This is a genomic window from Streptomyces sp. NPDC048191 (genome assembly GCF_040652655.1).
GTDB lineage: Bacteria > Actinomycetota > Actinomycetes > Streptomycetales > Streptomycetaceae > Streptomyces.
Map to the genome: position 1 here is coordinate 47,924 of NZ_JBEZMO010000028.1, position 12,534 is coordinate 60,457.

A 12,534-nucleotide genomic window follows, 5' to 3' on the forward strand; every position below is an offset into this window, starting at 1 on the left:
ACATGCCCACCACAGCACAGCCCTTTCGTACCGAGGCCGAGCAGATCCTCGACACCCTGACCATGAACCCCGAACGAGTCACCCTCGTCCACCAGCACCGGCGCCTCACCGCCAGCGAACTGCTCGGTCTCACCCACCGCCTGGCCTGGGCCCTTGACGCCCAGGGAATCGAGCGCGGGCACACTGTCACCCTGCTGACCGACAACCTGCCGGAAGCCATCGCCGTCCGCTACGCCGCCAGCCTGCTCGGCTGCCGGCTCACTCAGCTGTACGGCAAGCTGCCGACCAGCACCCAGGCCGCCATGGCTCGCGACGTCGAGACCCACACGTTCATCACCGACCCACGCCATGCCGAACGCGCCGCACAGATCACCGCCCAGGCCCCGGTCGAACGCGTCCTGGTCCTCGGTGCCGCGCCTGTGGGCACGGACCTGCTGGCGCTCGCCGCCCGCCAAACAGGCGCCCCCTTCCCCTGCCGGGCGCGGCCGCAGGACGTCCGCACCATCCGCCACTCCGGGGGCACCACCGGCCACTCCAAAGGGATCTGCATCAGCTACGGCCAGAGCCGGCCGTTCGGCCCCGACCTGCCCACCGAGCCGGGCAAGCCGCCGAGACTGCTGGTGTGTACCACCATCGCGCACGCCGCCGGACTGATGACCGACAAGGTCCTGCGCCGCGGCGGCAGTGCCATCCTGCTCGACGACTTCGACCCGGCCACCGTCCTTGACACCATTGAGCGCGAGCGCATCACCGACCTGTTTCTGATGCCGCCGCTGCTCTACCAGATCATCGACCATCCCCGCGCGCAGCACGCGGACACCTCCAGCCTGAACCGCCTGACCTACGGTGGCTGCCAGGCTTCCCCCAGCCGGCTTGCGGACGCCGTAGCACGCCTGGGCCCGGTGCTGGTTCAGCTCTATGGCCAGCACGAGGCAGGGATCGTCACCGTCCTGGACGCGCAGGACCACGATCCGGCCCGCCCCGAGCGGCTGCGTTCTGTCGGCAAGGCGATGCCCGGCTGCGAGCTGGCCATCCGGGACACCACTACCGGCCGGATGCTGCCGGCCGGCCAGGCCGGCGAGGTCTGCGTGCGCACCGATACCCTCATGATGGGCTACTGGAAGCAGCCCGAACTGACCGCTGAAGTCCTCCGGGACGGATGGCTGCACACCGGTGACATCGGCTACCTCGACGACGACGGCTACCTGACCATCGTCGACCGCCTGAAAGACATGATCAACACCGGCGCAGGCCACGTCTACACCTCCGAGGTGGAAGACCTCCTCAATTCCCACCCCCACGTGCGGCAGAGCGCCGTCTTCGGCGTCCCCGACACCGACGGCATCGAGCAGGTGCACGCCGTCGTCGTGCCCGCCCCCGGCAGCCGGCCCGACACCGGCCACCTACGCACCCTGGTCCGCGAACAGCGCGGCACCCTCCACGAACCCGCCCGCATCACCATCGTCGACACCCTGCCACTGACCGACGCCGGCAAACCCGACAAGAAGCTCCTGCGCCACCGGTCCCGACAGCTCCCGTGAGAGCGAGGGGCACACGGCTCCCGTGAGAGCGAGGGGCACACGGCGTCAGACCATTTGGGCAGAGGCGTTCCTCGATCGACTCGACACACTCTCCTTCGCCTGAACGTGCGCTGGATACCTGCTGAGCCGGCGGCTCTGACCGGTCCTGCTCGTCTGCTTGCTTGCCTCCGTGGTGGTTGGGCGGGGCCTTGTGGTGTGTGGATCGGGGGAGTGAGGACTCGAAGGGGTGATAGCCGGGTTCTGGTCGGGGCAGCCTCCAGGTCATGATGCGAAATACGCATAGATGATGCTTGGTTGGTGTTAGAGTCTGCGCCATGGGCATGGGTTTGGAGGAGCGGGTACGGTCGGCGGTGGCGGCGCTCTTGCATGCGGCCGGTGAGTCGCAGACCGGTCTCGCCGCTGCTCTGGGGGTGAGCCAGGCGCAGGTGAGCCGGCGTCAGTCCGGTACGGCGGCGTGGAGCCTGGCTGACTGCGACGCGGTCGCGGCGCACTACGGGATCGATGTTCTTGATCTTCTAGCGGGCCCGACCCGGGCGGCGGAGGCGTTGCCCGCCGGCCGGCGCCGCGTTCCTGGCCACCGGGGCAACACCCAACGTCCTGTAGCCGTCGAAGGAGGCGCTCGGTGACGGACTTCGGTGCGATCGACGCACTCCTGGCGGGGGCCAAGAAGGAGGTCCCACTGCCACCCGCCGGGGAACGGCGCGCCCTGCGCGAAGAGCTGAACCTCTCACGTAGCCGGCTTGCTCAGGCTCTGGGTGTCAGCCCCTCCACGGTCGGCGGCTGGGAGGCGGGACGGGACCCCACTGGCGATGTGCGGGAGAAGTACGCGTACTTCCTCAAGGAAGCGAAGTCGAAACTGGCGGCCGAAGCGACGGCGGTGTCCGAGCACGTGCCGGCCGACGAGCCGGGAGAAGAGGAGCCCGCACAGGCCGAGCACGCAGTGGACCAGGACGACGATGTCGACACGCTCACCGTGCCCAGGCCGTGCGTGCTGTGCGGGCAGCCCGCCCGCCACCAGGTCGCAGGATTCCCCCAGCACCTGGATCCCGTCGGCTGCGGCACCGCCGAGCCTGCGCCCACGATCGGGCCCGCGGCCGTGCAGGAGGAGCAGGCCCCGACGGGCAATTCCCGGCGTCGGCAACCCGCCGGCCGGCCTGGGCACCAGGGACGCGGGGTCAGGGTGGTGCCGGCCGGCCGCCGGCTGAAGAGCGCCGACACGCCGGACCTGATCGCCTCCGCCGTCGCAGCCGCGCTCACCGAGCATTCCGGTGATGTTCAGGCGGCGACCAACGCCCTGGTGAGGCGGGCGATCCCGGACGCGATGGCCTTGCTGGACCACAGCCGCAAGGGCGGCCGGTACGAGGTCATCGCGCATCCGTGGCTGCCCGAGGTCCTGCACAAGCCCTCCTCCCGGGGCGCGGACCAGATCTGGGAGGCCCGCCCCAAGTGGGCACGTCCCGAACTGCCACCCGGGGAGCATGAGGTGACTGCTCTCGACATCAACGGCGCCTATCTGAGCGCGCTCAAGACGCACCTGCCGATCGGCCAACTGGAGCACTCCACCGGCAATCACCACGACCGGCGCCGCGCCGGCGTGCATCTGATCACCCCGCCTCCCTGGGAACACGACGCCTGTCTGCCCAATCCGGTCGGCAGCCGGGACGAGCCGGGCCCGCTGTGGGTGACCGAACCGACCCTGCGCCTGCTGCTGCGGATCTCGGGCCCGAAGTACGGCCTGTGCGAGCCGCCGGTGATCCACGAGTCATGGACGTCCGGGGCCACGGAGGGCCTGCTGGAGAAGTTCCGAGTCCAGCTGAAGGACGCCCGGGACCAGGCGATCGACCAGGGTGATGAGGTGACGCTGGAGTACGTCAAGGCCATGTACTCCAAGTTCGTCTCCACGCTGGGGGAATCGAACTACAACCGGGAGCTGTACCGCACCGACTGGATGCACCTGATCCGCTCGCAGGCATTTGCGAACCTGTGGTGGAAGGCCCACCGCGCCTACGAGGAAGCTCTGATGGTCGTCCGGGCGATGGGCACTGACGAACTCCACGTCATCGGCGACTGGCGCGCGGTGTTCGTCGAGGGCCGCGGCGTGACCGAGGTGAAGGTCAAGGACATCTACACCGTCGGCACTCCCGACACGCCGAACTAGGTGGTCGGCCCTCGAAGTCCATTGAGGGGTGATCACGCGGTGAGGCGGGCGGAGGTTTCTTCGTGCCGATCGAGTGTGTCGGCCAAGCCTGGTCAGCAGATCGTCCAGGTCGCAGGTGGTAGACCTCCACTGGAATGGCTGTGCCGTGGCGTTGTGGCGCTCTTCGCATGCTCGCAGCCGAACTGCCCTGCACGGCCTTGGAGTCGTGGCTACTGTGCCAGGCCGGCGGCCAGTGCCCTGTCCAGGAGGCGCGCGGGTTCTCACCGCGTGGCGGCTGAAGCGCCCCGTTGGGGTTCTGGGACGGGACGGGGACTGCCCGCGCCGAGGCCAGGAGCGGGTGCGGTCCCAAACAGTCGTGATCCGCAAAGCGCGGCAGGCAATGGCCGGCCGCAGCCCGGGGCACCGGCCCTTCATCCGGCAGGGAGCGCGGCGGAACCGCTGCTGCCCGTGAGGGTGACGGCGTCCGCCCCTCTTTGCCATCGCTGCGATCGTCGTGGACACGGTGCCCGCCAGGAGCACCGGAGTCGAACTCTGCGCCTATTGATCTGTGGCAAGAGCTCCAGTGCGGCGACCACGACGCGATAGGGCCGGTCGCCAGGAACGCTCCGGGAATTGTCCCGTGGAGGGTGTCGGATGCCGTCGCCCGGCCGGAAGGCTCTGCGCGGGCCGGGGACGCCGCCCGCACCGGGGCCGACGATCCATACGGAGGGCGACACCTGATGAGAATCACCTCTGAGTCCGGCAGGGTGGCACCTGCCGGACTCCGGCTCGGAATTTCGAGACGGTGGGGATTTCCGCCACCGCAAATGCGGTAGGATTGCCGTGCGTTGGAAATGAGAATGGTGAGTGCCCGTCAATGAGCCGCAAAGCGAGGGGGAGAAGGTGCCGGATAGGAATATCGAGTTCGGCGCATTCGGGGCCAGCGGTATCAAGGGGCACGAAGCTGTGGCGCGTCAGCTCGATGCGCTCGCCAACTTCATCGCCACCCCCATCACGCAGCGCCGCGGCCTGCTCGCACGGCTGCACTACCTCACCCGAACCGACCATGCCCGTCAGGCGGCCCGTGAGGCCGGCCTCACCGTCACGGACCGGACCCTGACTGCCTGGCTGGCCGGCAGGCGCAGACCGTCGAAGCGAAACCTGCAGGCCATCGAGATCGCCTACCGCACCCTACGCCGTCACAACGTGGCCAGGTACCTGCTCGCCCGCTTGAACCGCCAAGGCCGTGGAACGCGCGTGGAGTTCCACCCGCTCAACCAGTCCCAGGTGCCGCGCCCACGCCAGCGCGCCGTATCGTTGCGCACACTCAACGTGCGCCACTGGGATCGGATCGTCGAGGCCTGGGCCGACGACAACGATGAGGCCCTGGATAACGCCTGGGTCAACGATGCGGCAGTGGACCTCGGCTCCCAATGGGGTCAATACGAGTACGTCACCACCATCGGATTCGCTGCCTGACGTCAGCAAACGGCCTGGGATCCTGCCGCTGCTGAACGTCCTGCGCGCGGCACGCGCCATGGAGCTGCCTGTGCTGGGCGGCTGGGCCCAGAACCTGCCGGCGGCGTTCGAAGTCGAGGGCCTGCTCGGCTGGACCGTCCACCCGGCCGGAGGCACTCTGCAGGGCTGAACCCGCCGACCGTTCCGGGCCCGGCCCTCCACCGCGACCTGTTCCACGCACTCGGCTTGCAGTGGCGCCGCCCGCCCGAGTTGACGGTGCCCGGAGCAGGGGCTTCACCCGGACGACGGAGCGGGCAGGATGAGGCGGCCATGACATACCCATACGGTGCTGACCGAAGGGAACCGTCTCGTGCTCCGTAAGCCAAGCGCGCTGCTGGCCGCCTCCGCCCTGCTCCTCCTCGGCACCGCGACGCAGGCCGCAGCCGGCAATCCTCCCCCTGCCGCACCGTCGGCCGCCTGCACCTACACGCCGGCCGTTCCCGCAGACAACTTCAAGGGGATACCGGTCTTCGACCCGGTGAAGGCCGCCAAGCCATACAGCGCGACGCTGCGCACTGGCCAGGGCGCGATCACCTTCCGGGCACTGACCGACAAGGCTCCCGGAGCTGTGGGTGGCCCCGGAGCCTCCTCATGCCCATCGCTGCATGTCAGCCCGCAGATCCGCCACCGTCGCATGCCCATCAACTGTCGAACTCGGGCATCTGAAGTCGGAGCAATGACGGACGCGGATCAACCCATCGGGAGGCCGCGGACGTCTCTGTACGCCCCACGCAAGCAGGCGATCTGCTCGCTCTCGTTCATCCAGTGCAGCCTTATGTCGAACGTGCTGTGCATGCCGTCCGTTCCTTCCTTGACGGGGTGGGTGATTGTGTCGTTGACGGACCAGAAGTAATGACCCCAGTGCGGGTCGTCGTAGTGGGTCTTCCACGTGCCGTGCACCGCCTGCATCAACTGGCTCTCCACGACGTACGCTGCCTGACCGGGCCGAAGGAGGAACGGGTAGCCCTCCTGGCGGGAGACGCTTGTGGTCCAGGCAGTGCGATCCTTCGCCGGGAGAGCGGATTTGACGATGTCCGCGCCCTGCGCGCCGAGGGTGACGCCTGTAGCGGACGTGGTGCTGGCCTTGTGTGTCCAGCTTTTGGTGTACTTGCGTAGCTCGTAGGAACAGTTGGCCGCCATGCCGGGGACTATCGTGAGCGGGGTCTTGTAGACCTTGCCCACGATATTCGGTGTGAAGGTGCATTTACCGACACCCGAGTTGCAGTCCCTCACGATGTCCTGCCGTGTGGGCGACGCCGTCGCCGGCGCGGCCACCGCCGCCACTACCGCAAACCCAGCCGCGACCAAAGGCACCACGTGTCTGGCCCGCTTCCGGGTCTGTATGCCTTGCATCAACGGCCTCCTGGGCATAAATCGGCGAGCTTCATCCGCCGCCTGGCCCACTGCCAGACCGCAGCCGCCTGAGGTTCGCGACGACAATCGCACACAGGCCGACGAATACCCGGAAGAAAGTGCACTGTGTAAAAGGCCCTTACGCGTGAACTGAACACGACAGTGAATGACCGTTGTGCAGGTGTCGGGACCCGGAGGTCCTCGCGTCCCGACAGAGGGCGAAGCAGGATGGTTCGGAGTGTCCTGAGGGTCGTTGAGTGAGGGATGTCAACGGGCTTGTACAGACGGTGTTTTCGAAGCTTTTCCTGCTGGTCGTAGTGGATGTGGCCGACGAGGGTGAGCGGATCGTGGTGCGGGCCCAGACTCCGCCGGGCACCGCGGTGTGTCCGGTGTGCCGGGTGTCGTCGGGGCGTGTGCACGGATTTCACCTGCGGACGGTGGCCGATGTGCCGGTCGACGGACGCCGGGTGGTGGTCCGGGTGCGGGTGCGCCGCTTGGTGTGTCCCACTGGCGGCCGTCGGTAGAACTTCCGCGAGCAGATGCCTGGAGTGCTGGAGTGTTACCAGCGGCGCGCGGCGCGTCTGGCCAGGCAAGTCAAGGCTGTGGTCTAGGGGTTGGGGGGTCGGGCAGGATCACGTTTGCTGGCGATACTCGTGGCGGGTCTGTCTCGCCGCACGGTCCTGCGCGCCGTGCTGCGCATCCCGTTGCCCATCGGGAGGACGCCCCGCGTGATCGGCGTCGACGACTTCGCTCTGCGCCGGCGGCGCCGTTGTGCCACCGTGGTGATCGACGCCGGGACCCATGAGCGCATGGACGTGCTGCCCGACTGCATCGCCGACACGCTGGAAGCTTGGTTGCGTGAGCATCCGGGCGTTGAGGTCGTGTTGCCGTGACGGCTTCGCGGCCTAGGTGTATTGACCTGAAGCGTTGTTCAACAAGCTGAAGACCTGGCGGGGCATCGCGACTCGACACAACAAACTCCCGAGAGCTATCTCGTCGGCCTCCACCTCCGTGCCTCGATGATCTGGATCAACGACCCCCTGAAGACAAGTGGTTGATCACAACATCACGCAGGCCCTAGTTGAGGGCGCGCACGGATTGGGTGCAGCCAGGGCTCCAGTAGCCCAGGTCGTCGGTGGGCAGGTCGGTGGTGATCTCGTCCGCGTCGACGTGGATGTCGAACCCGGCGAAGAGGTCCATGGTGATCATTGCTGGTCTCCTTTCTGTAGTGCTGTTCTCGGGGGCTGTGGCAGCAGGGGGGAGAGGGAGGTGGTGAGCGCCCCCTGGGGGGCTCACACACGCTTCGATTCGCAGGACAGGACAGGACAGGACAGGACAGGGCTCTCAAGGCCTCGACGACGCTCCGGGGCCTCAAGGTCAACCTGCCGGTAATCATCGCTGGCATCCCCGCGCCGAGCACCCACCGATCGGCCCACCCTGTGGGGGACGCCTTCCCCTCGGTTCACCGGCTGAGAAAACGATGACCGTGCCTCGAAGCGGGCGCATTCCTCGCTGGTCGCGTCCGGGCTTGCACAGACCCCGCGACCTGGTTGCCCCGGGCGGCCGCGTGTATGACGACGCCGTCACCACCGTGCGGGCTTCGGTCACGGCGCGCTGCCGGCTGCGTTCGCTGCTGACGTACTCGCGCGCCAGCCGCGTGGCAAGGCCTCCTGCACAAGTACATCAACCAGGGCCGCGCGGATGCCGAATGCAGCCATATCTCCCCCGCGCCGGCTCGCCCGGTGATCCTCACCAGGCCCGACATACTCAAGGCCGAGCAATGCGAGCTGCAGGTCCGAATCACCGCAGCCGGCCCCCGAGCCCAACTGGCCTCTGTTGTCGGCGACTTCGCCGAACTCCTGACCCCTTGCGCAGGGAATGCCGAGGGGGTCTCGCGCTGGATCATCCAGGTCCGCGCAGTCGATCTTCCTCACCTGCACGCCTTCACCCGGGGCCTCGATCGAGACGGCGACGCCGTGATCGCCGCGCTCACACTTCCGTATGGCAACGGCTCCAACCGAAGGCGTCAACAGCAAGACCAAGCGGATTGCGCGTCAGATGCACGGACGAGCAGGCTTCTCCCTTCTTCGCCACCGCATCCTCCTCGGATAGCGGCACGCTTCGTTACCACCGAATGTGAGACAGGGCCGTGGATTGGACAGACCCCGCGACAGCGCTTCAGCCGCCGCCGGCCACGTGAAGCGGCGCGGCGAGGTTGCCCTCCGGCAGCTCGGTGGGAGTGCGTGGGGAAAGGAGTCCGAGCGCACGGCGCAGCATCGTGCTTGACGTGTGTGCCGTATAGGAGAAGAAGACGACGTCCACGCCCAGTCGTGAGAACTCGCTCTCGAGGGTGCTCCACAGTTTCGTACCGCGCCAGTCGTCCCCCTTGAAAATGACGTCGAAGCCCACCTCCTTCCAGATCTCGAGCTTGTCGTCGACGGTGGCGACGAAGGTCTCGTCGACGTAGCGAACGCTGCGCACGATGTCCAGCCGCTCGGCGAGCGGCACTACGGGCGGTCTGCCCTTCAGCCGCACCACCAGCTCGTCGGAGCAGACGCCGGCGATGAGCCGGTCGCAGTGTTCCCGGGCCTGGCGCAGGATGTTGAGGTGTCCCACGTGGAAGAGGTCGAAAACCCCCGGCGCGTACCCCAGGCGTTCTCCCATCATCGTTCTCCCGTCGGTTTCTTTTCGGCGGCCGTGGTCACTGTGAGCGGCTCCGATTGGGGCGTCGTGTTCTGTTCGTCGGTGACGGCGATCGTGTGGCGATGACGAGAGCCGGGAGCGACGGAGTGCGTGTACGTCATTTCCGGACGGTGTCACTCGGCCGACCGCTGCTTCGGCGTGACCACGAGGACACCGTCCCGGTAGAGCAGATACGTCAGTTCGACGTTGTCCCTGTCCCACGCGGCACGCCAGGTGAGCGTGGCTTTGCCCGCGCGAGAGGTCTCGCCCATGAGCGGGGGAGCCGTTTGCGGCGCTGCCCGGGGGACCTTGCCGGCCATCACCAGTGCCCGGGGGCCGATTCTCTCCCCGATCCCGTCATCGGTGTCGGGGAACCAGCCCCCTGGTGTCTGACCGCAGTAGTACGCATGGGACGCGCTGTAGAGGACGCCCTTGTACACGACGACGGCCCGGGTGGCACCCAGGCATGTGTCCTTCCAGATCATCTTGCCGTCGGGCAGGCGGCCGGCGATACGACTGTCGAAGTTGCCTGTCCCCTTGCCTTGGGCTCCCAGGTGGAAGCGGTTGCCGGTGCGTGCCGGTGAGGTCACCGACGACCTCTCCGGCAGCCAGTCGGGGAAGGAGGTCACGGTCGAACCGGTCGTCGAGTTCAACCGGGCCAGTGACTGGTCCGGCTTCCCGCTGACGTGGTGGAAGTCGCCGCCGACCGTCACCCTTGCCCGGTCGGGTACGACCAGGATGACGCGTACCGGCTCGTCGATGTCCGCTCTGAACGGCAGCAGTGCGCCATTCCGGCGGAACGACGCGATGCGCTTTCTGGTCTTGCCGTCCACGACCGTGAAGTCACCACCCCCCAGGTATACGGCGGTGTCGGTGGGCTCGATGGCCCGCACGGGGCCCGCGACAGCGGGGCGGAAATCCCCGCGCAGCGAGCAGTCGGCGGTGTTGAGCGCGACCGCGCTGGCCACCCGGGTGTGTTCGACCTTGCCGAACGATCCGTCGGCGTACAGGACTCTGCCGTCGCGGGTCGCCTTCAGGGTCCGTACGGTCCCCTCGCCCTGTGTGAAGGAGTGCGCACACGGCAGCAGCTTGCCGGTAACGGCGTCGAACGCCGCGAAGTTCTTGCGGGCGACGTCCTTCTCGCCGGGCGCCGCACCAGGCGGCCGGACGTTGTCGAAGGTGCCCCTGACGTACACGACACCGTGTGCGTACGTGACCGACCAGACGATGCCGTCCGTCTGCCATGTCGCCAAGGGGACGGCGGGCAGGGTGTTTTCGTCGCGGGTTTGCGCGCCGAAGGCGGTGGTGAGCGTCGAGGTCGCGAAGAGAACCACCGCGGAAGCCGTGGTGACGATCCTCGTCGTGCTCCTCATGGCAGCTCCTCCAGAGCCCCGGGATCCGATGTCCGGCCGGCCGCGTCGTCGTGGTCGGGTCGAGCATCAGGGTCACTTAATCTGGCTAGTAGGTTATGCACCTTTTATCCGAATTAGGGCACTGTGTCACGCTGCTCCGCTTCGCCTGCCTCCCGATGCCTCCTTCTGGAGGTAACCTGTGCTCGGCGCGCCCCCAGGCGGATATATGACGACTCGTCAGGTGCACGAGCCCCGGGTTGCCTTCCCATCGTGACGGCACGCGCTTCACTCCTCCGGCCCTCGTTGAAGCCCGAATGGCCTAGGAAGAGGAGTCGTAGAGCTCGATGACAGCTCACTCATGCAAATGTGAGACGCCCGGCGGCGGACGGATGTTCACCACACGAACTGCCGAAGGAACGCGCGGGGGTCCGCGACCGCCTCGGCCCCTTCGTCCCGGTACCAGGGAGAGTCATGCAACGGTTCAGAACCGCGGCATCACGGCGGGGGGCCACGGCCCCGCTGCCCCAGCCCGTCTCACGTACGGAACCGAGGACCTGGTGGTGCGCGCTCGTCGCGGTGTGCGCCGACACCGTGGCGACGGCGCTGCCGGTGGCGACGACCCTGTGCGCGCTGGGGGAAGTCCACGCCATGCACCAGACGGCGGTAGCCACCGCCAGCTGGCTGCTTGTGGGATGGGCCGGCAAGCGTTATGCCCATTGGGTCTGGGGCGAGGGCGGGCCCATCGGGCCGGTGTTCCGGGACTGGCTGGTGCTGCTCGGCATCCTGGCGGTGGTGCGTACAGTGTGCGGCCTGGGCGGCGTGTCTGCCAGAGCGGTCGCCGCGCTGCTTCCGGCGCTCGTCGTCGCCGTCGCCGCCCGCCGGCTGATCCACCGTCACCTGCGGGCCGCCCGCCGGGCCGCCCGCGGCCTGCGGCATGTGCTCGTCGTCGGGGAGGCCGAGACGGTGGAGGGTGTCATCGGGCAGCTCGCCCGGCGTACGGACCACGAATACGTCGTCGTGGGGTCCTGCGCGGTGGGGGAGGGCGAGGTGCCGTCCGGCGTGCCGGTCTGTCTCCGGCTCGGGGTCGACGAGGGCGACGGTCCCGCCGAGGATGCGGCCGTGGCCGAGGCGGCCCGGGAGCTCGGTGCCGACCTGGTCTTCGTGGCCCCGGGCCGGCACCTGTGCGGGGACCGGCTGCGGCGCCTGTCCTGGGCGCTGCACGACCGGGGATGTCCGCTGATGGTGCTGCCCGGCATCGTCGAGGTGGCCCGTCACCGGGTCCGGCTCGCGTCGGCGGCCGGACTCACCCTGCTGCACATCGCACCGCCTCACCGCTACGGTGCGCAGACCGTCCTGAAGGCCGCCATGGACCGGTTGGGCGCTCTCCTGCTCCTCGGTGCTCTCGGTCCGTTGTTCGCCGCCCTCGCCGTGGCCGTCCGTCTGGGCTCACCCGGTCCGGTCTTCTACCGCCAGACGCGGGTGGGCAGGGACGGCGTTCCGTTCCCCATGTGGAAGTTCCGCACGATGGTGGTGGATGCGGACCGGCTGAAAAGCGCGCTGGAGGCGGCCAACGAGAACGACGGGCACATGTTCAAGTTGCGCCGCGACCCGCGCGTCACCGGCGTGGGCCGCTTCCTGCGCAGGTACTCCCTCGACGAGCTGCCGCAGCTGGTCAACGTCCTGCTCGGCCACATGTCGTTGGTCGGCCCGCGCCCGCCGCTCCCGGAGGAGGTGGCCCGCTACGACCAGGTGGAGATGCGCAGGCTGAGCGTCAAGCCGGGCCTGACCGGCTTGTGGCAGGTGAGCGGACGGTCCGACCTGTCCTGGCACGAGACCGTCTCGCTCGACCTGCGGTACGTGGACAATTGGTCGTGGACGTGGGACGTGAGCGTCATGGCCCGCACGGTGCGCGCCGTGCTGGACGGACGCGGGGCGTACTGAGCCTGAGAGC

At 68.1% G+C, this 12,534-nt stretch carries 9 protein-coding genes and 2 pseudogenes; 7 read left to right on the forward strand and 4 right to left on the reverse strand.

Annotated elements, in window-relative coordinates; translation table 11 throughout:
- Window positions 1–2: 2 nt before the first annotated feature.
- The 4 genes from AB0D93_RS32620 to AB0D93_RS32635 all read left to right on the forward strand — a co-directional run bounded on the left by AB0D93_RS32620 (window position 3) and on the right by AB0D93_RS32635 (window position 5,157).
- Window positions 3–1,541 (forward strand): AMP-binding protein, encoded by a 1,539-nt coding sequence (locus AB0D93_RS32620; protein WP_362127255.1) that lies wholly within the window; start codon window positions 3–5, stop codon window positions 1,539–1,541.
- A gap of 314 nt (window positions 1,542–1,855) precedes the next feature.
- Window positions 1,856–2,167, forward strand: coding sequence for a helix-turn-helix transcriptional regulator (locus tag AB0D93_RS32625; RefSeq protein WP_362127257.1), 312 nt, complete (start codon window positions 1,856–1,858; stop codon window positions 2,165–2,167).
- Entirely contained in the window at window positions 2,164–3,699 is a 1,536-nt protein-coding gene (locus AB0D93_RS32630) for a helix-turn-helix domain-containing protein (protein ID WP_362127260.1), read from the forward strand. The genes AB0D93_RS32625 and AB0D93_RS32630 overlap by 4 nt, the downstream gene beginning before the upstream one ends.
- Window positions 3,700–4,581: 882 nt before the next feature.
- Complete coding sequence (locus AB0D93_RS32635) at window positions 4,582–5,157, forward strand: transcriptional regulator (RefSeq protein ID WP_362127380.1); 576 nt, start codon at window positions 4,582–4,584, stop codon at window positions 5,155–5,157.
- A 729-nt stretch (window positions 5,158–5,886) separates the two neighbouring features.
- Here AB0D93_RS32635 and AB0D93_RS32640 read toward each other — a convergent pair.
- Window positions 5,887–6,549, reverse strand: a complete 663-nt coding sequence (locus tag AB0D93_RS32640) for a hypothetical protein (RefSeq protein WP_362127262.1) — start codon at window positions 6,547–6,549, stop codon at window positions 5,887–5,889.
- 287 nt (window positions 6,550–6,836) lie between these two features.
- Between AB0D93_RS32640 and AB0D93_RS32645 the strand changes: the two are divergent.
- Window positions 6,837–7,452 (forward strand): annotated as a pseudogene (locus AB0D93_RS32645) (transposase family protein); the annotation flags it as partial.
- A 174-nt stretch (window positions 7,453–7,626) separates the two neighbouring features.
- Here the strand turns inward: AB0D93_RS32645 and AB0D93_RS32650 are convergent.
- A complete protein-coding gene (locus AB0D93_RS32650) occupies window positions 7,627–7,758 on the reverse strand; it encodes a hypothetical protein (protein ID WP_362127265.1) in 132 nt (43 codons plus the stop codon).
- Between the two features lie 458 nt (window positions 7,759–8,216).
- Here AB0D93_RS32650 and AB0D93_RS32655 point away from each other — a divergent pair.
- Window positions 8,217–8,661 (forward strand): annotated as a pseudogene (locus AB0D93_RS32655) (transposase); the annotation flags it as partial.
- A gap of 66 nt (window positions 8,662–8,727) precedes the next feature.
- On the opposite strand, the gene AB0D93_RS32660 reads toward AB0D93_RS32655, so the two are convergent.
- Both AB0D93_RS32660 and AB0D93_RS32665 read right to left on the reverse strand, forming a co-directional pair.
- Window positions 8,728–9,216: an adenylyltransferase/cytidyltransferase family protein gene (locus AB0D93_RS32660; RefSeq protein WP_362127268.1), complete on the reverse strand. Its 489-nt coding sequence runs from the start codon at window positions 9,214–9,216 to the stop codon at window positions 8,728–8,730.
- A 149-nt stretch (window positions 9,217–9,365) separates the two neighbouring features.
- Window positions 9,366–10,604, reverse strand: a complete 1,239-nt coding sequence (locus tag AB0D93_RS32665; RefSeq protein WP_362127271.1) for a fibronectin type III domain-containing protein — start codon at window positions 10,602–10,604, stop codon at window positions 9,366–9,368.
- A 450-nt stretch (window positions 10,605–11,054) separates the two neighbouring features.
- Here AB0D93_RS32665 and AB0D93_RS32670 point away from each other — a divergent pair, with 450 nt between their 5' ends.
- On the forward strand, window positions 11,055–12,524 hold the full coding sequence (locus AB0D93_RS32670) for a sugar transferase (RefSeq protein ID WP_362127273.1): 1,470 nt from the start codon (window positions 11,055–11,057) through the stop codon (window positions 12,522–12,524).
- The last annotated feature ends 10 nt before the right edge of the window (window positions 12,525–12,534 follow it).